Below are 19,862 nucleotides of genomic sequence, written 5' to 3'. Positions count from 1 at the left end.
CTTTCAGGCGGATAGGCGACACGCATGAGCGACACCGACGGCGATGCGCGGCGGCGGGAACTTGGCGACAATCCAGGCCCGGTTGAGGAGGAGGTGGAGGAATCCTTCGACCGCACGGTTGAGGAAGGCGCGCAGCGGCTGAACCGCTCCTTTCGGGACGTGCTCATCACCGGCTTGTTCGGCGGGTTTGAAATAGGCGTTGGCATTATGGCGTACCTCGGCGTTCTATATGAGACCGAGAACCACCTTCTCGCGGGATTGGCGTTCAGTGCAGGCCTCATCGCCCTCCTGCTGGCCAAGAGCGAGCTGTTCACGGAAGGCTTCCTGGTGCCCATTGCCGCGGTCGTCGCACGGGAGGCAAGCTACGCGCAGCTCGGGAAGCTCTGGGGCGGCACACTCATCGCTAACCTGGTGGGCGGTTGGCTGTTCATGGCATTGATCATGACAGCGTTCCCGCAGTGGAGCGAGACCATCACGAAGGAAGCCACCCACTATCTCGACGCCGGGTTTAACTGGAAAACCGTGTGTCTTGCCGTGTTGGCGGGGAGCACCATCACGTTGATGACCCGCATGCAGCACGGGACGGACAGCGTCACCGGCAAGATCGCGGCCGCCGTCGTTGGCGCTTTCCTGCTCTACGGGCTGCAGCTCTTCCACTCGATCCTGGACTCGCTGCTGATCTTCGGTGCCATCCACACGGGTGCTGACATCAACTACCTTCAATGGCTCGGCTGGTTTTCCTATGTAGTGGTCTTTAATGTGCTTGGCGGGGTCCTGCTGGTGACCGCGCTACGGCTGGTGAGTGCCAGCAAGCTGGTGAAGGAACGTCGCGATGACTCACCCGAGGACCCGGAGGACGCGCACCACGCCGGCTAGGTTCCCAGGACACTAGGCGGTGGCACCTGAGGTGGTCACGCCGTCGTCGGGAGATACCGCCGTTTCGGGATCAGCGGCAGTGTCCGGTTCCTCACTGGCGGCCTGCGCGACGGCGGCACCCGCCGTCGCGGCAATGTTCCGCTCCTCGATGAGCTCCTGAAGCCAGAAGTAGGACGCCTTCGGCGTGCGCTCCAGGGTCTCGAAATCAACATGCAGCAGGCCGAACGGCTGGTTGTAGCCTGCCGACCATTCGAAATTGTCCAGGAGCGACCACACGTAGTAGCCCCGCAGGTCGATGCCCTCTGCGTCACCGCCCGGGGCCGTGGCCTTCAGCGCTGACTCGATGTGGTCCGACAGGTATTTCAGCCGCCGCTCGTCCGGGATGAAGGTGGTGTTGGTGGACTTGTCACGGACGATGATGTCCTCGAAACTCGCCCCGCCCTCGGTGATGATCACCGGCGGCAGATGCGGGTACCGCTCTGCCATCTCTTTCAACGCCACCCCCATGTACTCGGGCTTCACCGGCCAGCCGTAGGAGGTGATGTCCGCTTCGGGCCAGGCCTCGACGTGGAACGGCGTGGAGCCGTTGCCTGCCGCACTCAAGTCACTGCCCATGGCCTCCGCCATGCTCGCCGGCACAGCCCCTTCACCAGGACCGAAAGCCACCTTCGTGGGCATGTAGTAGTTCAGGCCGTAGAAATCCAGCGGCTGGGAGATGATCTCCATGTCCTCGTCCGGATGGTCGAATGAGCCGAAGAACTTCGCGGCGCGGATGATATCCGGATATTGGCCAGTGAGGACGGGGTCCGCGTACATCCGGTTCTGGGCGATGTCCATCAGGCCCGCACTCATCCAGTCCAGGGGGTTGATGGAGTTCGGGACCATGGGCGAGTACACGTTGGTCATCCCGATCTCGCCTGGGACCCCCGCCGCCCGCAATGCCTGCATCGCGAGCCCGTGGCCCAGAAGCTGGTGGTGCACGGTAGGCAACGCGTTGACCATAAGTGCTTCGCCCGGTGAGTGCAGGCCCATGGTGTAGCCGTTGGTGCTGACCGTGGCGGGCTCGTTGATGGTGACCCAGCGGGCAACGCGGTCGCCGTACGCAGCAGCGGCAATCGCGGCGAACTCCCCCAGGCGGTAGGCGGTATCGCGATTCATCCAGCCGCCGGCGTCGTCCAGTGCCAGCGGAGTGTCCCAGTGATAGAGGGTGACCATGGGCGAAATCCCGTTGGCCAGGAGTTCGTCCAGAAGCCGGTCATAGAACGCCAGCCCGGCAGGGTTCACCGGGCCGCTGCCGTTGGGCTGGATCCGGGGCCAGGACAGTGAGAACCGGTACGAGTCGACACCCAGCTGCTTCATAAGGGCAACATCGCCGGGCATGCGGTGGTAGTGGTCGCAGGCTACGGCCGGGCTGTGCCCGTCCACGATGGCACCTTCCTTGGCCGAAAACACGTCCCAGCCCGCCGTGCCCCTGCCGTCTTCAGTAAGGGCGCCCTCGATCTGGAAGGCCGCCGTGGCCACGCCCAGCGTGAAGTCCGCAGGGATGAGGGCGGCCAGGTCCTTGGCGGAAATGTGCATGGATTCAGTCCTTCATGACCGAGAAAGCGTGGAACGGGTACGTCCCAGAATGGCACACGGCAGGGCTGCTGACGAGCGTCGCTGCTAGATCTGAGCATGATGAAAAACTGGGGAAGTTCATCGACGATTTTTCCGAGCTGGTCCAGCTGACGCAGGCCGGAAACCACCGGCAGCAGGCGGGCAAGCGGCTGCTTGAGGCGCTGACGGAGCACCTGGGTGAGTCGGCTGAAGGCCTCTCCGTGGTGAACCTTGCCGTGGGGCCTGAAACAGCCAACGGATTCCTGGCCGAGCACCGCGGGGGTGACGTTCCACCACCGTCCCAGCCTCCCGGCGTCGGACGTCATCATGCCCGACGGCCTGCTGCAGAAGGTCGCGGACCACACCGTGGGCATCGCCACGCACCGGGCGTCCCTCAAACAGCACGGCCAGCATCTCAAACGGGGCATCCTGCTGTGCGGCCGCCCGGGGACCGGCAAGACGCACACCGTGCGCCACCTGCTGAGCCAGAGTGAAGGCTCGACGGCGATCCTCCTCTCGGGCGGATCGCTCGCCAGGATCTCCGAGGCGGCCCGCATGGCCCGGGCGCTGCAGCCCTCGATCGTCGTGCTGGAGGATTGCGATCTTATTGCCGAGGACCGGAGTTTCGGGCACGGGCCGCAGCCGCTGCTTTTTGAGGTGCTGGACGGCCTGGACAACGACGCCGACGTCGCGTTTGTCCTCACCACCAACCGGCCCGACATGCTGGAGCGGGCGCTGGCGCAGCGCCCGGGCCGGGTGGACCTCGCGGTGGAGATCCCGCTGCCGGCCCATGCCGAGCGAGTCCGGCTGCTGGAACTCTACGGCCGCCTGGTGGCGTTCAGCCCGGCGGCACTGGATGCCGCCGCGGAACGGACGGCGGGAACCACCGCCTCCTTCGCGCGGGAACCGGTCCGGCGGGCGGTGGTGGCTGCGGCGCTGGATAACACCCCGGTGTCCGATTCGCACCTGGCGGCCGCCGTGGACGACCTGATGGCCGACGCCGAAACCCTCACCCGCAGCCTGCTGGGCAGCGGCACGGACGCGGCCGGCTCATTGTGAGCCGAAGAGGAACTCCTTGGCGTGCGCCACGGCCTTCCGGAAGGCATCGTTCCGGAGTGTGACGAGTTGCTCCGCGTCGCCGTCTGCCGGCTCGAGATAACCGGTGTAACCGGGCCGCAGCACCCAGACGTCGCCGGCGGGCGGAAGATAGAACACCCCGAAGGACCGCTGCTGCTCGTCTTCGGCGGTCCATACGGGGACCACTGCCAAGGCCGCGCCAGTGGCAGGATTGATCCACTGTGCGCGGGGAAGCGGCTCTTCGTGGGCTTCGGGGTCCAGGAACGGTGCAGTACCCTCGCCCCAGCGCTGTTCGAAGCGTTCGTGGAAGGCAGGAATCAGGTGGGAGTCGTAGCGGCGCCAGTCGCTCATTGTTTTGTCCGCCTCCTCGCGGTGATGGCTGTCGTCTTACGGGTTTACTTCCACGGTCCGCTTTCCCAGCGCACCGTGGTGATCCTGATGGTGTTGCCGGCCGGGACGTACCGGTTGCTGACCTTCCGGACGGGGATGACTGTCGGGGTGCCACCCGGCGCGCTTGGTCCGTTGCGGCTCCTGTCGTAGGTTGCGCGCCGCGCCGCGTCACGGAGGACAGCGAACGCCTGCATGATCCGCAGCAGCTCTCCATCCTGCACGTCGCGGTCAACCGTTGCGCCGCCGTCGAGATCCGGATGATGGGTGCGCATCAGCACCCGGTAGGCACGGGAGATCTCCTGCTGGCTGGCAGCAGGCTTCACGCGCAGCTCATCGTAGTAGTCCGGCTGGCTGGTCATGGCGGTCCTTGTCGGGAATTCTGACCGGGAAGGCCCAGGGGCGCCGGACGTAGCCGGCGCCCCTGGGTCCGGACCTACTTACCGATCTCGTGCAGGGAACCCTGTTTGGTTTCGATCTCGATCCTGCGCGGCTTGGCCTGCTCCAACACCGGGATCCGCAGGGTCAGCACGCCCTGGTCGTAGCTGGCCTTGATGGTGTCCGCATTGAGCGTGTCGCCCAGGATGAGCTGACGACTGAAGACACCGCGCGGTCGCTCTGAGGCCACCAGCTCAACATTGGGCTGGGTGGGGTCCTGGCGCTCCGCGCGGACGGTCAGTACGTTGCGCTCCACGTTCAGGTCCACGGAATCCACCTTGACGCCCGGGAGGTCGAACGCCACCACGAACTCGCCGTCTTCCTGCCAGGCGTCCATGGGCATTGCCGCCGGCCGGGCGGCGGTTCCGAAGACCTGCTGGGCGAGCCGGTCCAGCTCACGGAACGGGTCCGTACGCATCAACATCATTTCCCACTCCTTCAGTTCCTAGAAGTTGAATCCAGTTCATCTACCCACCATCGGTTATCTGTATTGGTGGATATAGATTTTTTATAGCACTCGTGCGAGACTGATGCAACATCACGGGGAAGGTATTTTGGGGTGGACGCGGTCAGTAGAACGCCAGAACAGAAACCGGGTCCTCGGGCCGGTCAGGCACTGTATGCCATCTCTGTAGCAGCAAAGCTGGCAGGGACCGGGCAGCAGAACATCAGGCTCTACGAGACGAAAGGGCTGATCCTCCCGGAGCGTACGGCCGGCGGCACGCGTCAATACAGCAACGCCGACATCGGCCTGCTCCTGCACATCGGGGAACTCCTGGACCAGGGGCTCAATCTTGCCGGCATAGCCAAAGTCCTGGAGCTCGAGGCAGCGAATGCCGAACTGCGCCGCGCCCTCAGACGGGCCAGGTCACGCCCGGACACGTAGCGGCCAGGGTCCCCTGGCCAGTCAGGATCCGCGGCCGCCCGCCAGCCGGTAGGACTCCTCGAGCAGTTCTCCGAGTTCCTCGGCGCCGATTTGGTCCAGCCGGACCAGCACCAGCTGCGGCGACCGCTCATGGTGCGGGGTCCAGAAATATGTAGCAGGCTCCATGCCGGCCAGCGCCTCCCGCTCGGTGGTCTTCACCGTCAGCACGCCGTCCTCCCACATGCGTGCCATCAGCGTCTTCGCGAACCAGGCGGGCCGGTCCCAGCTGCTGCGTTCGGTGACACCGGGCAGCGCCAGGCACATCCTCCGCACGTCGTCCTCGGCTGCCATCGCGGCTAGTCGCCCGGCGCGTCCGCTTTGGAGAGTTCGCCCGTGATCCGTTCGCCGGGGATCCTGGCGGTCCGCCACGTATCCAGGGCGATGACGGCACCGAGGATCAGAAGCGAGAGCGTCATCGAGGCCAGCGCGTCGCTGAGCCAGTGGTAGCCAAGGTACAGGCGGCTCACCGCGGCGAGAACTATGCCGATGCCCGCACCAACGAAGCCGAAGACGGCCGACGTCGGGTTTTCCCGTCGCGAGAAGACCAGGAAGGCGGTCACTAGCAGGAAGTCGCAGGCACCCAGGACGTGGCCGGACGGGAACGAGAAGGTGTGGTCGGCGCCGAACAGCATCAGTTCCACAGGGGGCCGCGAGCGCTGGACGATCGCCAGGATGATCTGCGATATCACGACGCCGGTGAGCATGGCGGCGGCGAGCATAATGGGCCGCCAGGCGTGCTTGGCCGCGAACCCCCAGACCACCGTCACCACCAGCACGATGATGGGCAGGGCGACCGGGCCGAAGACCACCGCGAGGAAGATCATCACGGCAGTGAGGGTCTCGGACCGGAGCGAGAGCAGCCAGTCGCGGATGGATTCGTCGGGACCCCAGGGGCCGGTACCGCTCTGCAGGACGCCCACCAGCGTCGCGACGAACAGCAGGGCCCCCACGCTGATGAGCACCACCGCCGTCCGGTACAAAGCCTTCCGCGCGGCCGGTTCCATGAAGCGTTCCTCCACCACGAACTTGTCATGGAAGGTCCGCCAAAGACTGTTCTTGCCTGCCTGCTCTGCCACTGTGTGTCCGTCCGTGCGCCGTTAAGGAGTGCCTAAGGTGAAGATTATCCCTTCTGCCCGGCGTTGGCCTGCTCTGCCCGTCGTTGGCCCTGCGGCGGGCATGTCAGCCCGCGGGGGTAGCCTGTCTCAATGGGCGCGATGAATGAGCTGATCAACCGGCAGGGCGTGGAAACACTGGCCGGGATCCTGGCTGCGGCCGCTCCGGGATCGGGCTGGCCGCAAGTGGCTGCTGCCGCCGCACACTTGGACGAGTTGAGCCTGCGCAGCCGGACGGATGCGGTGAGCAGTGCGTTGCTGGCGGATGTGCGGCAGCTTCCGGATCCGGGATACCCGACGGCGGCACGCATCTTCCGGAGCGCCCTTTCCGGCGCCGGTTTCACGGGCTGGATCCTCTGGCCGGTATCCGAAACGGCCGTCACGCTTGCCCTCGAATCAGGCACTTCACCCTACTTTGACGACTGCCTGGCCCTTCTGGCCGAACTGACCCCGAGGCTCACGGGCGAGTTCGCCATTCGCCGGCTGCTGGCCGCGGACCTGGAGCGTTCCCTCGAGATCATCCAGGGCTGGACCGGGCATCCGGACGAGCATGTCCGGCGGCTGGCCAGCGAGGGGACGCGGCCGTACCTCCCCTGGGCGGTGCGGGTACCCGCCGTCGTGCTTCACCCGGAGGCGTCCCTCCCGGTTCTGGACGCCCTGTACCGGGATCCTTCGGAGTACTTGCGGCGCTCGGTAGCCAACCACCTCAACGACCTGGCGCGGCACGCACCAAAGGTAGTGGTGGCGACGGCGGCGCGCTGGCTGTCCGCGCCGGACGCCAACACCGCATGGGTGGTCAGGCACGGCCTGCGGACCCTGATCAAGAATGCGCACCCGGGAGCGCTGGCCCTGCAGGGGTTCGTGCCGGCGTCGCTCGCTGTCACGGGGCCGCGGCTGGACCGGAACTACGTGGCCCTGCCGGGTGAACTTGCTTTCGACTTCGAGATCGCCAACACCGGAAACGGCGATGCCCGGCTGGCGGTTGACTACGTGGTCCATTACGTCAAAGCCAACGGCACGCAATCGGCCAAGGTCTTCAAGATCGCGGCGCTCACCCTCGCCGCGGGTGAGACCCGTACCCTCTCGAAGCGTCATGCCTTCCGTCAGATGACCACCCGGGTGCACCACCCGGGGATCCACGCCCTTGAGCTGCAAATCAACGGGATCCGGCACGGGCACACGGAGTTTGAGCTGCACCTCTGAGGTGGGAGGCACTGCCGGTACCTGTATCAACAGCCACTCCCACACATGCGGAATGTGCGGTTGGCTAGTGGAGGAACACCCGGGCTCCTGCCCCTGACGAAGTGATGAGGAAACGAAAATGCGAGCAACCATCATGTATGGCGCCGGCGACGTGCGCGTGGAGAACGTGCCCGATCCCGTCATCCAGAATTCGACCGACGCGATCGTGCGGATCGTCAATTCCTGTATCTGCGGCTCCGACCTGCACCCCTACCACGGCATGCCCTCGTCCAGGCAGGGCAGCCCCATGGGCCACGAGTTCATCGGCGTCGTGGAGGAAACAGGCAAGGACGTGTCCACCCTGAAGAAGGGGGACTTCGTCATCGCCCCGTTCGCCTGGTCCGACGGTACCTGCGTCTTCTGCCGTGAAGGCCTGCAGACCTCCTGCCGCCACGGCGGGTTCTGGGCCTCGAACGGAATCGGCGGCGCCCAGGCCGAGGCCATCCGTGTCCCGTTCGCCGACGGCACCCTGGTCAATGCCCCTGTGGGTGAGGACAGCGAGCTGCTGCCGTCGCTGCTGACCCTCTCCGACGTCTACGGCACCGGCTACCACGCCGCCATCAAGGCAGGCGTCAACGCCCGGACCACTGTCACGGTCATCGGTGACGGCGCCGTCGGGCTGATGGCGGTGCTGTCCGCCAAGCAGCTCGGTGCCGAGCAGATCATCCTGATGGGCCGGCACAAGGCCCGCACCGACCTGGGCATCGAATACGGCGCCACCGACGTCGTCGCCGAACGCGGTGAGGCCGGCATCGAGAAGGTGCGCGAGCTCAGCGGCGGCGACGGAACGCACACCGTACTTGAGTGCGTGGGGCACCGCCCGGCGTACGACCAGGCCCTCGGCGTCATCCGCCCTGGCGGCGTCATCAGCCGGGTGGGCGTGCCCCAGTACGAGGACGCTCCGATCGGCTTCGGCTCGATGTTCGGCCCGAACATCACGCTCACCGGCGGCCCTGCCCCGGTCCGCGCCTACATCGAGACGCTCCTGCCCGGCGTCCTTGACGGCACCGTCAACCCGGGCAAGGTGTTCGACCGGACCATCAACCTGAACGAGGTCCCCGACGGCTACCGCGCCATGGATTCCCGCGAGGCCCTGAAGGTCCTGGTCCGTCCGTAGCGCCACCCTCGAAAGGAAACAACCATGGCTACCTGGCTCATCACAGGCTGCTCGACCGGACTCGGCCGCGCGCTCGCCCAAACCGTGCTTGCGAACGGCCACAACGCCGGCTACGGTTACCGTGCCGCGGTTGAAGAGGCCGACGACGCCGAGATCCGGCAATTGTTCGACACCAACTTTTTCGGCGCCGTCAGCATGATCAAAGCAGTACTCCCCGGCATGCGCGCCAACAGGGCCGGGTCCATCCTGAACATCTCCTCCATCGGGGCGCGCATCTCACCGGCCGGATCCGGATACTACTCCGCCAGCAAGGCAGCCCTGGAGGGCCTGTCCGGCTCCCTCCACAAGGAACTGAAGCCACTCGGAATCAACGTCACCGTCATCGAGCCCGGCGCGTTCCGCACCGACTTCGCGGGCCGCTCGCTGACCCAGTCGGCCACGCCGATCAAGGACTACGCGGAGACGGCCGGGAAGCGGCGCAAGGAGAACGACACGGTCCACGGCACCCAGCCGGGCGACCCCGCCAAGGCGGCGGAAGCCATCCTGGCGGTCGCCGCGAGCCCGAACCCGCCGTCCCTGCTGGTGCTCGGCAGCGACGCTTTTGACTTGTTCGGCGCCGTCGCCCAGGCACAGCGCACGGAACTGGACCAATGGCGGGACGTCAGCCTCAGCACGGACATCGGAGGAGAACAACCATGAGCACGCAGAAGCAACCGAAAACGCCCACCGTCAAGGGACCCGATGACTGGTTTACCGGCGACGTCTACTTCAACGCGTACTACTCCGGCCAGCAACCGTCCCGTGCCCGGCTGAATCTGGTTCGCTTCACTCCTGGCGCGCACACCGCCTGGCACAAGCACGCCGTCGGGCAGACCCTGCACGTCACGGAAGGCATCGGGTATGTGCAATCGCGTGGGGAAGAGCTGATCGAGCTGCAGCCCGGCGATACGGTCTACACGCCCGCGGGTGAGTGGCACTGGCACGGTGCGACGGAAGGCAACTTCATGTGCCACCTCGCCCTGTGGGAAGCACCAGTGGACAGCGACGAGGCCGAAACGGTCTGGGGCGCCAAGCTCACGGCCGACGAATACCCCTCGACGAAGTAGAAGACGACAGGCACCCGCACTAGGGCCGCAGCGCGGCGTTACTGCGGGTGCTTGGCAGTTGGTGATGGTTCGGCGAACTCGTCATCGTGCGTGGCAGCCCAGGAGGCCAAGAGCTGCAAGGCGTCAGCCGTCGGGGAACCGGCGGGCGCGGTGTACACGTTCAGCACCAGGCCCGGCTCGCTGGGCAGCTCCATGGACTGGTAGTTCAAATCCAGGTCACCCACCACCGGGTGGTGCAGCCGCTTAAGCCCGCTGCGGTGGAAGACGACATCCCGGGAAGCCCACCGGTCCCTGAACAGCTCGCTCTGCGTGGACAGCTCGCCGACCAGCCGGATGAGTTCGGGGTCGTGCGGATGCCGGCCTGCTTCAAGCCGCAGCATCGCTGCGGCATCGTTGGCGATCTGATCGTAATCTCGCCAGAACTCCCGGGCTGCCGGGTCAAGGTACGTAAACCGGGTGGTGTTCACGGGGCGGTGCGCGCTTTTGAAAACAGGTGAGTAAAGGGCCCGCCCCATCCGGTTTGCTGCAGGATGTCGTGGCGGCCGTTGCGGACCCACGCCGGCGCGTCAGCCATTGCATCGAGGACCTGCTGCACTTCAGGGCGGACAGTACCGGACGGCTTGCTGCGCCTCCTGCGAGCCGGCCCGGCGGCGCGGGCGAGGTCAAAAAGATGCTCCCGCTCGGCTTCGTCCAGCTTCAGCGTGCGTGCGAGGGCATCCAGCACGCTTTCGGACGCCCCGGCGAGGTTGCCGCGCTCCAGGCGCACGTAGTAGTCCACTGACAAACCGGCCAGCATCGCCACTTCCTCACGCCTCAGGCCGGCGACCCGCCGATTCCCGCCGTACGCAGGCAACCCGGCTTCCTCGGGCGAAATCCGCGCCCGCCTGGAACTTAGAAACTCTTTTATGTCCGCGCGCACGTCTCCCATACCCCTACGGTAAGCGCCCGCGGTCCCGGGCGGCAGGCACTGTCAGTACCTGCCTGCTCCGCGCCCGGGGAAGGCAAGCCCAGCCACGACCCGGCAGCTACCGCTGGGTGGTTCCGCTGGCGGTGGCGCCCAGCATGGCGAGCTCGGCCCGGCTGGGCAGGCCCTCCCAGTCACCGGCAGTGCTGACGGCGAAAGCCCCCATAACGGCGCCGCGTTGCAGGCGGCCGGCAACGTCCTCACCGTCGAGCAGGGCAGAGAGGTAGCCGGCTGTGAAGGCGTCCCCCGCGCCCACGGTATCAATGCTTGTCACCGTGACGGCGGGCGCCTCGAACCGTCCGGAGGCGGTATGGACGCCGGCGCCGGCTGCTCCCCGCTTGACCACGACTTCCCCAACCCCCTGCTCCAGCAACGAGGCAGCGAGCACGGTTTCGGCGTCGTCGTACCCCAGGGAATCGGAGCCGCTCAAGGCGGCGGACGCCACGAGGTCCAGTTCGTCGTCGGACGCTATCAGGATGTCGGCGTGCCGCGCGATGGGGCCCAGCACGGTTCGGGCCTCGTCCCGGGTCCAGAGCCGGCTGCGGTAATTGACGTCGAGGGAGACCACCACTCCGTCGGCGGCGGCGCGCTCGGCAGCGTATTCAAACGCCTTCCGGGCTTCCGGGCTGAGCGCGGGGGTGATGCCGGTCAGGTGCAGCACGCGCGGGCTGGCACCGAGGGCACTGTCCACGTCGTCCCGGCTGACGGTGGAACCAGCCGAACCGGCGCGGTAGTAGAAGGCCCGGGTGACGTCCGCGGTCCGCTGTTCGAGGAACATCACGCCCGTGCTGCGGGACGGATCCACCCGGCACTGCGTCCCGATGTCCTCGGAGCGGAGCTGCCGCAGGATGAATTCGCCGTGCGGATCGGCGCCAACTGCACCGGCCCACGTGACTGTGTGTCCTAGCCGCGCAACCCCCACGGCGACGTTCGATTCGGCACCGGCCACGTGCATGGCCAAGCTTCCGCCGGCGGACAGCGGACCGGCGGACCGCAGCGACACCATGGACTCGCCGAAGGTCAGAAGGTCGACGGCGGCGCTCACCGCACGCCCGCTGCGGCGGTCGCTACGGCCGCTGCGGCCGTTCGGCGGGCAAAGGAGTCCGCCAGGTCCACAAACGCGCGGGCACGCCCGCGCGTCGGCGCGAGGTCACCGCCGGAGCCGACATCACCGAACAGCGGCCCGCCAAGCCCGACGGCGATCGCGCCGGCTTCCCAGTAACCCGCGGCCTCGTCCAGGCCCACGCCGCCGACGGCGATAAACGGGATCCCGGGGAAGGGATCGCGCAGCGCCTTGAGATAGCCGGGGCCGCCGATGGAGGCGGGGAACAGTTTGATGGCGGTGGCCCCGCGGTTCATCGCTTCGTACGCCTCGCTGGGCGTCAGGGCGCCCGCCAGGACGGGGATTCCCTGCCGCGCCGATTCGTGGATGGATGCGGCCAGGGACGGCGTAACCATAAACTGGCCGCCGGCCCCGGCGACGTTGTCCACGTCTTGCACGGTCAGGACGGTTCCGCCGCCGACGTAGCAGCCGGCCGGTGCGGCGGCGCGGACCTCGCGGATGGCATCCAGCGCCCCCGGCGTGGTCAGTGCGATCTCGACGAATCTGAACCCTTCCGCCATCGCGGCGAGGGCGGCCTGCGCCGCGGCCTTGCCGTCGGTACCGCGCACGATTCCCACGAGCCGCGACTCCCGGATTCCGGCCAGCAGGCTTTCGGGCGTGATGTCCGTGCTGTCAGTCATGTTGTTTACCATTCTGCAAATGCTCCGTCCGAGTGGCGCCAGACCGGCCCGCGCCAGGCGTGGCCGCGCTTGTCCGCCGCGCGGACCACGGCCTCGTCGATTTCAATGCCGAGGCCGGGACCGGTCAGCCGTTCAATGTGGCCGTCCACGAACTTCAGCGGGGACTTGTCCACCACGTAGTCCAGGACTTCGGCGCCCTTGTTGTAGTGGATGCCGATGCTCTGTTCCTGGATCAGGAAGTTGGGCGTCGCGAAGCCCACCTGCAGGCACGCTGCCAGGGCCAGCGGCCCCAGCGGGCAGTGCGGTGCCAGCTGGACGTCGTAGATTTCGGCGAGCGAGGCGATCTTGCGGACCTCGGTGATCCCGCCGGCGTGTGACAGGTCAGGCTGGGCCACGGCGATTCCTGCCTGCAGTGCGGGCAGGAATTCCTGCCGGCTGTAGAGCCGCTCACCGGTGGAAACCGGCGTCGTGGTTGAAGAGGTGAATTCGCGCAGCAGGTGCGTGTTTTCCGGGACCATGGGTTCTTCGAGGAAGAACGGCCGGTACGGTTCCAGCAGCGGCGCCACCCGGCGGGCGTTGGCCAGGCTGAAGCGGCCGTGGAAGTCCACCGCGACGTCGCGGTGGTCCCCCAGCACCTCGCGGGCCGCGGCAACACGGCGGACGACGCCGTCGATCTCGGCCACCGAGGCGACGGGGCTCATCCGGCCGCTGGCATTCATCTTGACGGCGGTCAGGCCCACTTCCAGCTGGGCGCTGATCTGGTCCGCCACCTCGTTCGGCTCGTCCCCGCCCACCCAGCCGTACATCCGGATCCTGTCGCGGACGTGGCCGCCCAGGAGCTGGTGCACGGGGGTGTTGAAGTGCTTGCCCGCGATGTCCCACAGTGCCTGGTCCAGCCCGGAGACGGCACTGGCCAGGATGGGTCCGCCGCGGTAGAAGGAACCCTTGGTCATGACCTGCCAGTGGTCTTCGATCCGGAGGGCGTCGTTGCCGATCAGCAGCTCCGAGAGCTGGCCGACGGCGGTGCGGACCGTTTCGCTGCGCCCCTCGCAGGTTGCCTCGCCCCAGCCGACAATCCCGCTCTCCGTCTCGATCCGGACAAACAGCCAGCGCGGCGCGACGAGGAAGGTTTCAATTCTGCTGATGAGTGTCATACCGGACCTAGCCCTTGGTAGCTCCGGCGGTCATGCCGGAGACGATGTACTTCTGCGTGAAGAGCGCAATGATCATGATGGGGATGGTCACCACGGTGGCGGCCGCCATCAGCCCGCCCCAGTCGATGCTGGCGTAGGAGACAAAGTCGAAGATGGCAACGGGAAGCGTCTTGGTCTTGGACCCGGAGAGCACCAGGGCGAACATGAAGTTGTTCCAGGAAAAGATGAAGGACAGGATGCCGGCGGTGGCCATGCCGGCCACGGACAGCGGCAGCGTGATGCGCTGGAACGCGCCGATCGGCGTCAGTCCGTCCACCTGCGCCGATTCCTCCAGCTCCAGCGGGAGCGAATCGAAGTAGCTCATCATGATGTACACGATCAGCGGCAGGGCAACGAACATGTGGCTGAGGATCAGTACCTCGAACCCACCTACCATTTTCAGGTTGGAGAACACGTAGTACCAGGGCACCAGCAGGGAAACACCCGGGATGACGCGGGCCATCAGGACCACCAGGGCTGAGCGGTGCATGGTGAACCGGCTCATGGCGTACGCAGCCGGGACGCCCAGCACCAGCGAGAGGGCCGTGGAGACAAAGGCCACCCAGAAGCTGTTGAAGATGAAGACGAAGTAGTTGTTGCGCTGCAGCACGTTTGCGTAGTTCTCGAACGTGGGGCTGAAAATGAACGATTTGGCGGTGTCGTAGATGTCAACGTTGGTCTTCAGTGAGGCCAGCAGCATCCAGAACAGCGGCGCGACCAGGAACAGCACGACGGCGATCAGGGCCGCGACGCGGAAGACCTTGTAGGCGCGGGTGCCGAGGGGCTTCTTCGGGCGGCGGACCGGCCGGGGATGCCGGGGCTGCCCGGCGGACGTTTGGGTTTTGGTGTTTTCGTTCAGGACGGTCATTTGCTTACCGCTTTCTTGCGCATGGTCAGCAGCCACATGGAGCCGATGATGATCATGAAGAACAGGATCAGCACCGCGGAGGACAGCCCGTACTGGTTGTAGTCGAAGCTCAGCCCGTAGGCGTAGACGTTCAGGGTCTCCACTTCGTGGAAGGACCCGCCTCCCTTGCCCTTGGTGGCGTACAGGATGTCGAAGGTCTTCAGGGCGTCGATGCCCCGGAGGAGGATGGCCACAATCACCGTGGGCATCATCAGGGGCAGCGTGATGAAGAAAAAGCGCTGGAACGCGTTGGCTCCGTCCATGCGTGCCGCCTCGTCGGGCTCCTCGGAGAGGGAGGTCAGGCCAGCGAGCAGGATCAGGACCACCATGGGGGTCCACTGCCACACGTCCATGAAGATGGTGGTGCCGAGCGCGGTGTCCTGGCCGGAGAGCCAGGGCTGGGCGGGGATGCCCACAGCGGCGAGCAGCTGGTTCGCGAACCCGATGTTGGGGTCGAAGATCAGCCGCCACATCATGCCGACGGCTACCGGGGTTGCCACGAGCGGCAGCAGGATGGCCACGCGGACCCACTTTTCGCCGCGGAAGGGCCGCCACAGCAGCAGGGCGATGCCCATGCCGAGTGCCACTTCGCAGACCAGGGCGATGCCGGTGAAGGTGAGTGTGCGGCCCACAGCGGGCCAGAAGCGTTCGACGTCGGACAGGACCGTCAGGTAGTTTTCCAGGCCGATGAATTCGGTGGCTGCGCGGACGGAGCCCTGCGAATCGGTGAGGCTCAGGTACAGCGTCCAGGCCAGCGGGAAGATGATCAGGACGCCGACGAAGGCCATCGCCGGGGCTGCGAAGAGCCATTTGCGGTGCCGGTTGGCCCAGTCAGAGAATTTTTCCCGGGCACCGGGAGCACGGCCTGCGTTCCGGGCTGCGCTGCGGGGAGGAGTCATTACAGACATGGTTCACCTAAGGAGTTGGGGGGTGAAGAATGGCCGGGGCGGGACGGCAGCGTCACTGCCGTCCCGCCGGGGCTGTTGCGTACACCGGGCCTCATTGGCTGAGGCCCCGTGCACTGCGTGCGTTATTTCTTTTCGCTGTCCAGGAACTTCTGGAAGGCCACGTGGGCCGAGTCTGCTGCGGCGGAAGCGTCGGCGCCGGTGATGCTGGCAACGATCGGCTCGCCCACGATTTCGCGGGCCTTGCCAACGGTGACTACCTCGGGACGGTCGTGGCCCACACCGTTTTTGGCGCTGGCGGCAATGGCTTCGGCCAGGTCCTTCGGGTACGTGGAAGTTCCGGCTGAGTCAGCCCAGACGGAGGCGCGGGGTCCGGGGACGCCGGCCTTCTGTGCGGCCAGGGTGCGTTCCTTGCTGGTGGCCCACTGGATGAACTTCCAGGCGTTGTCCTGGTTGCCCGAAGCCTCGTTCACTGCCAGGCCCCAGGACGGGATGTTGTACGGCTTGGAACCGGCGGGACCGGCGGGCAGTGCGGCGAACCCGACAGTCTCGGCAACCTTGGACTTGGCCGGATCGGTGGCGTTCTTGTAGAGCGAGTCCGCCTCGGTGTAGAAGGCGGCCTTGCCCTGGGTGAAGATGGCCATCGCTTCGGGCCAGCTCATGTCCGTGCTGACGTTAGCGGGACCGTAGTTCTTGATCAGGCCGCCGTAGAAGGCATAGGCCTCTTTGGCAGCTGCCGAGTTGACGGTGGACTTGCCGCTGGAATCGGTGAAGTCGCCGCCGAAGCTGTACAGGAAGCTGGAGAACTGGGTGACGGCGGCGGACTTGCCGGTGCGGGCCACAAAACCGGCGGTGTCCGGGTTGGCTTCCTTGATGGCCTTGGCGGCCGCTTCAAGCTCCTCCATGGTCTTGGGGACCTCAAGGCCGGCGGCCTTCAGCAGGTCCTTGCGGTAGTAGAGGACTTCGCGCTCGGTGATGATGGGGACGCCAACAACCTTGCCGTCAGCGGTGGTGGCCTTGACCGGGCCCTCCTGGTAGTCCTTCCAGTCCCAGCCGGAATCCGAGGAGACCTTGCTGGTCAGGTCCGCGAGGTAGCCGTTCTTCGCGAACGCCTTGCCTTCCTGGAGCGGGCGGTACATCATCACGTCGATCTCGTCGCTGCCTGCGTTTAGCTTGACGTTGTACTGGTCCGAGAGCTGGTCTTCGCCGAGCTGCGTCAGTTCCACCTTGAGCCCGGAGGACTTCTCAAATTCCGGGATGGCGGCCTTGATGCCTTCGGTCCAGACGTGATTTGCGAGAGTTACCCGGACGATGCCGGATTCCTTGGCGTCGCTGCTGCCGCTGCCGCCGCCGCAGGCTGTCAGCCCCATGGAAAATGCCGCGGCGACTGCCGCGTACTTCATTACTGAACGTCGCTTCATGACGACTCCCTTGCTTCGAGGCTGACGTCACTGTCCAGCCATCTACAAATGCATCTTTACATCTGCTCTGGAAGAGAGCATAGGTAAATAAGGCAGACTTAAACAACCCCTTTTGGCAACCAGTATGATTTATCTATGAAAACCCCAAAGGCGGAGTCCCCTACCGACCGGCATACCGCGTTGGTCCAGAGTTTGGGGCTCGCCATTGCCGAGGGGTCCCTCGCGCCGAATTCGGTGGTGCGGCTGGACGAGCTGGAGGCGCAGCACAAGGTATCCCGGTCCGTGGTCCGGGAAGCCGCCCGGGTTCTGTCATCCAAAGGCATGCTGGCATCCCGTCGGCGGTTCGGCACCGTGGTACAGCCCGAAGAGGCCTGGAACCTTTACGATCCCCAGGTGATCCGCTGGCGGCTGGCCTCGTCCCGGCGGCTGGAGCAGCTTCAGGCCCTCAACGAACTCCGTGGCGCGATCGAACCACAGGCTGCCCGGCTCGCGGCCGAGCGGGCGTCGTGGGATGCCGGGAGCGACCTGGTCTCCCTGGCCGCGCGGCTGTGGGCGGCCGGCCAGCGCGGAGAGCAGGAGGAGTTCCTCCGGCTGGACGTGGAGTTCCATGCCGCCGTACTCAAGGCTTCCGGCAACGCCATGTTTGCCCAGCTCCAGAATCTTGTGGCCGAGGTCCTCACCGGCCGGACGGAACACGGCCTGATGCCAGACCTGCCGCACCACGAAGCACTTCAGCTTCACGTTGACGTGGCCAGCGCCATCCAGCGCGGTGAGGCCGGCGCCGCCCATGCCGCCATGAGCAGGATCGTGGAACAGTTCGCTGAGGAAGTGGGCCATATCTGGTCCGAGCACAACCATGGCAAGTCGCCGGATGCTTCCCCTCAGCACACAACCCCGCGGCACACAACAGGGGCCGACGGCGCCCCCCAATTGCCGCCGTCGGCCTCCCTTTCCACAACCGACAGCTAGAACGAACCCGTGGTGAACTGCCACGTCTTCGTGGCCAACTGATTGCCTGCTAGGTCCCGGATGGACGTCCCGCCGCCGCTTACGGTCACCATGTATTTCGTCTTCGCTGCCAGAGTGTTCTGCGGGTCCAGGATCCACTGATTGGTGGTGCCGTTGCGGAAGACGGCAGCCGGGACCAGAGCCCCGGTGGCCGCGTTCTTCACCGTGAACGTGGCGGTGCTGACACCCTGGACCGGCTCACTGAAGGTCACCGACAGGTTGTTGTTCCGCCGGACCAGGAGGGAGTTGCTGCCCGGCGTGAACCCTGTGACCGTGGGCGCCGGGCCGGTGGTGAACGTCCAGCTCGTGCTGGCCAAGGGCGTGCCCGCGGTGTCGCGGATGGCGGTGGCGCCGCCCACCAGCGTCGCCGTGAAGGTGACGTCCGCGGCCAGGTTGGCGGAGGGATCGAGGGTGGCCGTTTTCGTTGTCGCGTCGTAGCTGACCGTTGCCGGGATGGCGGTGCCGGCGGCGTTCCGGAGCACAAATGTTCCGGCACCAACACCCTGGACGGCCTTGCTGAACGTGGCCGTCACGTTGCTGGCCACGGGTACCGCCGTCGACTGTGCTGCGGGTGATTTGGCCGTAACAGTGGGGGCGGGCGCCACGGGTGCCGGTGCCGGTGCGGGTGCCGCCGCGTACACCAGGCGGTTCGGCGTGCCGGTCCCGGTGCCCGTGATGACTCCGGCGGTGGCGTTCGAGGTCAGCGCCGAAGCAATCTGGGCCGGTGTGAGTGCCGGGTTCTGGGACAGCAGCACCGCCGCGGCGCCTGCCGTGTGGGGCGCTGCCATGGATGTGCCGGACATGGACGCGGTTGCGGTTGTTGAGGTGTACGACGCGGAGACAATGCCGACGCCAGGTGCATACAGATCCACGCAGGAACCGAAGTTGGAGAAGGAAGCCTGGCGGTCGGCGGAATCGCTGGCCGCCACGGTGACCGCTGCGGGGAGCCCCGCCGGCGAGCTCCCGCAGGCGTCCGCGGCGGAGTTGCCGGCGGCAACCACTGCCGTGACGCCGTCGTTGATGACACCCTGGAGCGCGGAATCCACAGCCGCGCTGGCCGCCCCGCCCAGGCTCATGTTCACCACGGCGAGCGTTCCGGCGGCGTGGTTGCCGGCGATCCAGTCCAGGCCGGCCACAACGTCGGAGTTGAAACCGGAGCCGGAGCAGTCCAGGACCCTGACGGGGACGATCGTCGCCGCCTTTGCCACGCCGTAGGTGGTTCCGGCCACCGTTCCGGCCACATGGGTGCCGTGGCCGTTGCAGTCGCCGGCTCCGCGGCCATCGGCCACTGCTGTCCAGCCTGCTGCCACGCGGCCGGCAAACTCTGTGTGCGAGGCGAGCACGCCGGTATCCACCACGTAAGCGCTGACTCCGGCGCCGGCGGCGGTCCACGTGTAGGAACCCGAGAGGGGCAGGGGCCGCTGGTCCACGCGGTCCAACCCCCATGGCGCGGGCTGCTGCGTTGCGGAGAGTGTGATGGGGGCGTCCACCTCCACCGAGGCGACGCCTGCCGAGCGGGACAATGCCGCGGCTTGCGCCGGCGTCGCCGTAACCACAGCGCCTCGCAGGGCGTGCGTAAAGGAACGCCCGACGCCGATGCCCTGCGTTTTCAGGCGCGCCGCCTCGGCCGGGACGTCGGTTTCGGCGGCGTAGCGGACCAGGTAGCGGACGTTTGCGTCGGTGCCGGCGGGGGCAAGGGTCGGCTCAACGGCCCCGGCGGGCAGGCCCGAGGCGGTCAGTGCCACGGCAGAAATCAGCATGGCGGCAGCGGGCAGCACAAAACGGAAGGTGCGCATGGTGGGGTCCTAGCGTGGCGGTCTGGACTGATGCTGGCGGCAACAAATC

General features: G+C 66.4%; 21 protein-coding genes and 1 pseudogene. 8 read left to right on the top strand and 14 right to left on the bottom strand.

What is annotated here, in order from left to right; genetic code table 11:
• Nucleotides 1-24 precede the first annotated feature (24 nt).
• On the top strand, nucleotides 25-876 hold the full coding sequence (locus NG698_RS11115; RefSeq protein ID WP_252575216.1) for a formate/nitrite transporter family protein: 852 nt from the start codon (nucleotides 25-27) through the stop codon (nucleotides 874-876).
• A gap of 12 nt (nucleotides 877-888) precedes the next feature.
• On the opposite strand, the gene NG698_RS11110 is transcribed toward NG698_RS11115, so the two are convergent.
• Nucleotides 889-2,454, bottom strand: a complete 1,566-nt coding sequence (locus NG698_RS11110; protein WP_252609749.1) for a glycoside hydrolase family 1 protein — start codon at nucleotides 2,452-2,454, stop codon at nucleotides 889-891.
• Between the two features lie 300 nt (nucleotides 2,455-2,754).
• On the opposite strand from NG698_RS11110, the gene NG698_RS11105 reads away from it, so the two are divergent.
• Nucleotides 2,755-3,531, top strand: coding sequence for an AAA family ATPase (locus tag NG698_RS11105; RefSeq protein ID WP_252609748.1), 777 nt, complete (start codon nucleotides 2,755-2,757; stop codon nucleotides 3,529-3,531).
• Here NG698_RS11105 and NG698_RS11100 read toward each other — a convergent pair.
• From NG698_RS11100 to NG698_RS11090, 3 genes are all read right to left on the bottom strand, one after another.
• On the bottom strand, nucleotides 3,523-3,900 hold the full coding sequence (locus tag NG698_RS11100; protein ID WP_058931288.1) for a hypothetical protein: 378 nt from the start codon (nucleotides 3,898-3,900) through the stop codon (nucleotides 3,523-3,525). The two genes, NG698_RS11105 and NG698_RS11100, sit on opposite strands and share 9 nt — an antisense overlap.
• A gap of 44 nt (nucleotides 3,901-3,944) precedes the next feature.
• The gene (locus tag NG698_RS11095; RefSeq protein WP_252600290.1) at nucleotides 3,945-4,298 is read right to left on the bottom strand and encodes a J domain-containing protein; all 354 of its coding nucleotides are present in this window, start codon (nucleotides 4,296-4,298) and stop codon (nucleotides 3,945-3,947) included.
• A gap of 74 nt (nucleotides 4,299-4,372) precedes the next feature.
• Entirely contained in the window at nucleotides 4,373-4,798 is a 426-nt protein-coding gene (locus NG698_RS11090; protein ID WP_252600353.1) for an Hsp20/alpha crystallin family protein, read from the bottom strand.
• A gap of 135 nt (nucleotides 4,799-4,933) precedes the next feature.
• Here NG698_RS11090 and NG698_RS11085 point away from each other — a divergent pair, with 135 nt between their 5' ends.
• Nucleotides 4,934-5,260 (top strand): MerR family transcriptional regulator, encoded by a 327-nt coding sequence (locus tag NG698_RS11085; protein ID WP_252600289.1) that lies wholly within the window; start codon nucleotides 4,934-4,936, stop codon nucleotides 5,258-5,260.
• Between the two features lie 21 nt (nucleotides 5,261-5,281).
• On the opposite strand, the gene NG698_RS11080 is transcribed toward NG698_RS11085, so the two are convergent.
• Nucleotides 5,282-5,590 (bottom strand): MmcQ/YjbR family DNA-binding protein, encoded by a 309-nt coding sequence (locus tag NG698_RS11080; RefSeq protein ID WP_252600288.1) that lies wholly within the window; start codon nucleotides 5,588-5,590, stop codon nucleotides 5,282-5,284.
• 5 nt (nucleotides 5,591-5,595) lie between these two features.
• Nucleotides 5,596-6,375: a phosphatase PAP2 family protein gene (locus NG698_RS11075; protein WP_374209915.1), complete on the bottom strand. Its 780-nt coding sequence runs from the start codon at nucleotides 6,373-6,375 to the stop codon at nucleotides 5,596-5,598.
• Nucleotides 6,376-6,504: 129 nt separating this feature from the next.
• Here NG698_RS11075 and NG698_RS11070 point away from each other — a divergent pair, with 129 nt between their 5' ends.
• The 4 genes from NG698_RS11070 to NG698_RS11055 all read left to right on the top strand — a co-directional run bounded on the left by NG698_RS11070 (nucleotide 6,505) and on the right by NG698_RS11055 (nucleotide 9,876).
• The gene (locus NG698_RS11070; protein ID WP_252609747.1) at nucleotides 6,505-7,614 is read left to right on the top strand and encodes a DNA alkylation repair protein; all 1,110 of its coding nucleotides are present in this window, start codon (nucleotides 6,505-6,507) and stop codon (nucleotides 7,612-7,614) included.
• Between the two features lie 118 nt (nucleotides 7,615-7,732).
• The gene (locus NG698_RS11065; protein ID WP_252600286.1) at nucleotides 7,733-8,770 is read left to right on the top strand and encodes a zinc-dependent alcohol dehydrogenase family protein; all 1,038 of its coding nucleotides are present in this window, start codon (nucleotides 7,733-7,735) and stop codon (nucleotides 8,768-8,770) included.
• Between the two features lie 24 nt (nucleotides 8,771-8,794).
• On the top strand, nucleotides 8,795-9,469 hold the full coding sequence (locus NG698_RS11060; protein WP_252600285.1) for an SDR family NAD(P)-dependent oxidoreductase: 675 nt from the start codon (nucleotides 8,795-8,797) through the stop codon (nucleotides 9,467-9,469).
• Nucleotides 9,466-9,876, top strand: a complete 411-nt coding sequence (locus NG698_RS11055) for a (R)-mandelonitrile lyase (protein WP_252600284.1) — start codon at nucleotides 9,466-9,468, stop codon at nucleotides 9,874-9,876. Before NG698_RS11060 ends, NG698_RS11055 begins: the two co-directional genes overlap by 4 nt.
• Nucleotides 9,877-9,914: 38 nt before the next feature.
• Here NG698_RS11055 and NG698_RS11050 read toward each other — a convergent pair.
• The 7 genes and pseudogenes from NG698_RS11050 to NG698_RS11020 all read right to left on the bottom strand — a co-directional run bounded on the left by NG698_RS11050 (nucleotide 9,915) and on the right by NG698_RS11020 (nucleotide 17,009).
• Nucleotides 9,915-10,804 (bottom strand): annotated as a pseudogene (locus NG698_RS11050) (helix-turn-helix transcriptional regulator).
• A gap of 97 nt (nucleotides 10,805-10,901) precedes the next feature.
• Nucleotides 10,902-11,885, bottom strand: a complete 984-nt coding sequence (locus NG698_RS11045) for a sugar kinase (RefSeq protein WP_252609746.1) — start codon at nucleotides 11,883-11,885, stop codon at nucleotides 10,902-10,904.
• Nucleotides 11,882-12,583 (bottom strand): bifunctional 4-hydroxy-2-oxoglutarate aldolase/2-dehydro-3-deoxy-phosphogluconate aldolase, encoded by a 702-nt coding sequence (locus tag NG698_RS11040; RefSeq protein WP_252609745.1) that lies wholly within the window; start codon nucleotides 12,581-12,583, stop codon nucleotides 11,882-11,884. Before NG698_RS11040 ends, NG698_RS11045 begins: the two co-directional genes overlap by 4 nt.
• A gap of 5 nt (nucleotides 12,584-12,588) precedes the next feature.
• Entirely contained in the window at nucleotides 12,589-13,737 is a 1,149-nt protein-coding gene (gene dgoD / locus NG698_RS11035) for a galactonate dehydratase (protein ID WP_252609743.1), read from the bottom strand.
• A gap of 7 nt (nucleotides 13,738-13,744) precedes the next feature.
• Entirely contained in the window at nucleotides 13,745-14,644 is a 900-nt protein-coding gene (locus NG698_RS11030) for a carbohydrate ABC transporter permease (protein WP_252609742.1), read from the bottom strand.
• Nucleotides 14,641-15,582 (bottom strand): carbohydrate ABC transporter permease, encoded by a 942-nt coding sequence (locus tag NG698_RS11025; RefSeq protein WP_141141625.1) that lies wholly within the window; start codon nucleotides 15,580-15,582, stop codon nucleotides 14,641-14,643. Before NG698_RS11025 ends, NG698_RS11030 begins: the two co-directional genes overlap by 4 nt.
• Nucleotides 15,583-15,713: 131 nt before the next feature.
• Nucleotides 15,714-17,009: an ABC transporter substrate-binding protein gene (locus NG698_RS11020; protein ID WP_252600279.1), complete on the bottom strand. Its 1,296-nt coding sequence runs from the start codon at nucleotides 17,007-17,009 to the stop codon at nucleotides 15,714-15,716.
• A 135-nt stretch (nucleotides 17,010-17,144) separates the two neighbouring features.
• On the opposite strand from NG698_RS11020, the gene NG698_RS11015 reads away from it, so the two are divergent.
• Nucleotides 17,145-17,978, top strand: coding sequence for a FadR/GntR family transcriptional regulator (locus NG698_RS11015; RefSeq protein ID WP_252600278.1), 834 nt, complete (start codon nucleotides 17,145-17,147; stop codon nucleotides 17,976-17,978).
• Here the strand turns inward: NG698_RS11015 and NG698_RS11010 are convergent.
• On the bottom strand, nucleotides 17,975-19,813 hold the full coding sequence (locus tag NG698_RS11010; protein ID WP_252609740.1) for a S8 family serine peptidase: 1,839 nt from the start codon (nucleotides 19,811-19,813) through the stop codon (nucleotides 17,975-17,977). The two genes, NG698_RS11015 and NG698_RS11010, sit on opposite strands and share 4 nt — an antisense overlap.
• Between the last annotated feature and the right edge of the window lie 49 nt (nucleotides 19,814-19,862).

Source organism: Pseudarthrobacter raffinosi (assembly GCF_023913735.1).
Classification (GTDB): domain Bacteria; phylum Actinomycetota; class Actinomycetes; order Actinomycetales; family Micrococcaceae; genus Arthrobacter; species Arthrobacter raffinosi.
Note: the sequence above shows the minus strand (reverse complement) of the source record. Positions and strands in the feature narration are given on the sequence as shown.

Excerpts from the sequence above, each read along its gene's own strand:
- NG698_RS11040 (WP_252609745.1), bottom strand. The coding sequence starts at position 12,583 with ATGACTGACAGCACGGACATCACGCCCGAAAGCCTGCTGGCCGGAATC.
- NG698_RS11080 (WP_252600288.1), bottom strand. The coding sequence starts at position 5,590 with ATGGCAGCCGAGGACGACGTGCGGAGGATGTGCCTGGCGCTGCCCGGT.
- NG698_RS11115 (WP_252575216.1), top strand. The coding sequence starts at position 25 with ATGAGCGACACCGACGGCGATGCGCGGCGGCGGGAACTTGGCGACAAT.
- NG698_RS11070 (WP_252609747.1), top strand. The coding sequence starts at position 6,505 with ATGGGCGCGATGAATGAGCTGATCAACCGGCAGGGCGTGGAAACACTG.
- NG698_RS11025 (WP_141141625.1), bottom strand. The coding sequence starts at position 15,582 with ATGACTCCTCCCCGCAGCGCAGCCCGGAACGCAGGCCGTGCTCCCGGT.
- NG698_RS11110 (WP_252609749.1), bottom strand. The coding sequence starts at position 2,454 with ATGCACATTTCCGCCAAGGACCTGGCCGCCCTCATCCCTGCGGACTTC.
- NG698_RS11065 (WP_252600286.1), top strand. The coding sequence starts at position 7,733 with ATGCGAGCAACCATCATGTATGGCGCCGGCGACGTGCGCGTGGAGAAC.
- NG698_RS11060 (WP_252600285.1), top strand. The coding sequence starts at position 8,795 with ATGGCTACCTGGCTCATCACAGGCTGCTCGACCGGACTCGGCCGCGCG.
- NG698_RS11095 (WP_252600290.1), bottom strand. The coding sequence starts at position 4,298 with ATGACCAGCCAGCCGGACTACTACGATGAGCTGCGCGTGAAGCCTGCT.
- dgoD (WP_252609743.1), bottom strand. The coding sequence starts at position 13,737 with ATGACACTCATCAGCAGAATTGAAACCTTCCTCGTCGCGCCGCGCTGG.
- NG698_RS11010 (WP_252609740.1), bottom strand. The coding sequence starts at position 19,813 with ATGCGCACCTTCCGTTTTGTGCTGCCCGCTGCCGCCATGCTGATTTCT.
- NG698_RS11055 (WP_252600284.1), top strand. The coding sequence starts at position 9,466 with ATGAGCACGCAGAAGCAACCGAAAACGCCCACCGTCAAGGGACCCGAT.
- NG698_RS11030 (WP_252609742.1), bottom strand. The coding sequence starts at position 14,644 with ATGACCGTCCTGAACGAAAACACCAAAACCCAAACGTCCGCCGGGCAG.
- NG698_RS11090 (WP_252600353.1), bottom strand. The coding sequence starts at position 4,798 with ATGTTGATGCGTACGGACCCGTTCCGTGAGCTGGACCGGCTCGCCCAG.
- NG698_RS11020 (WP_252600279.1), bottom strand. The coding sequence starts at position 17,009 with ATGAAGCGACGTTCAGTAATGAAGTACGCGGCAGTCGCCGCGGCATTT.
- NG698_RS11100 (WP_058931288.1), bottom strand. The coding sequence starts at position 3,900 with ATGAGCGACTGGCGCCGCTACGACTCCCACCTGATTCCTGCCTTCCAC.
- NG698_RS11015 (WP_252600278.1), top strand. The coding sequence starts at position 17,145 with ATGAAAACCCCAAAGGCGGAGTCCCCTACCGACCGGCATACCGCGTTG.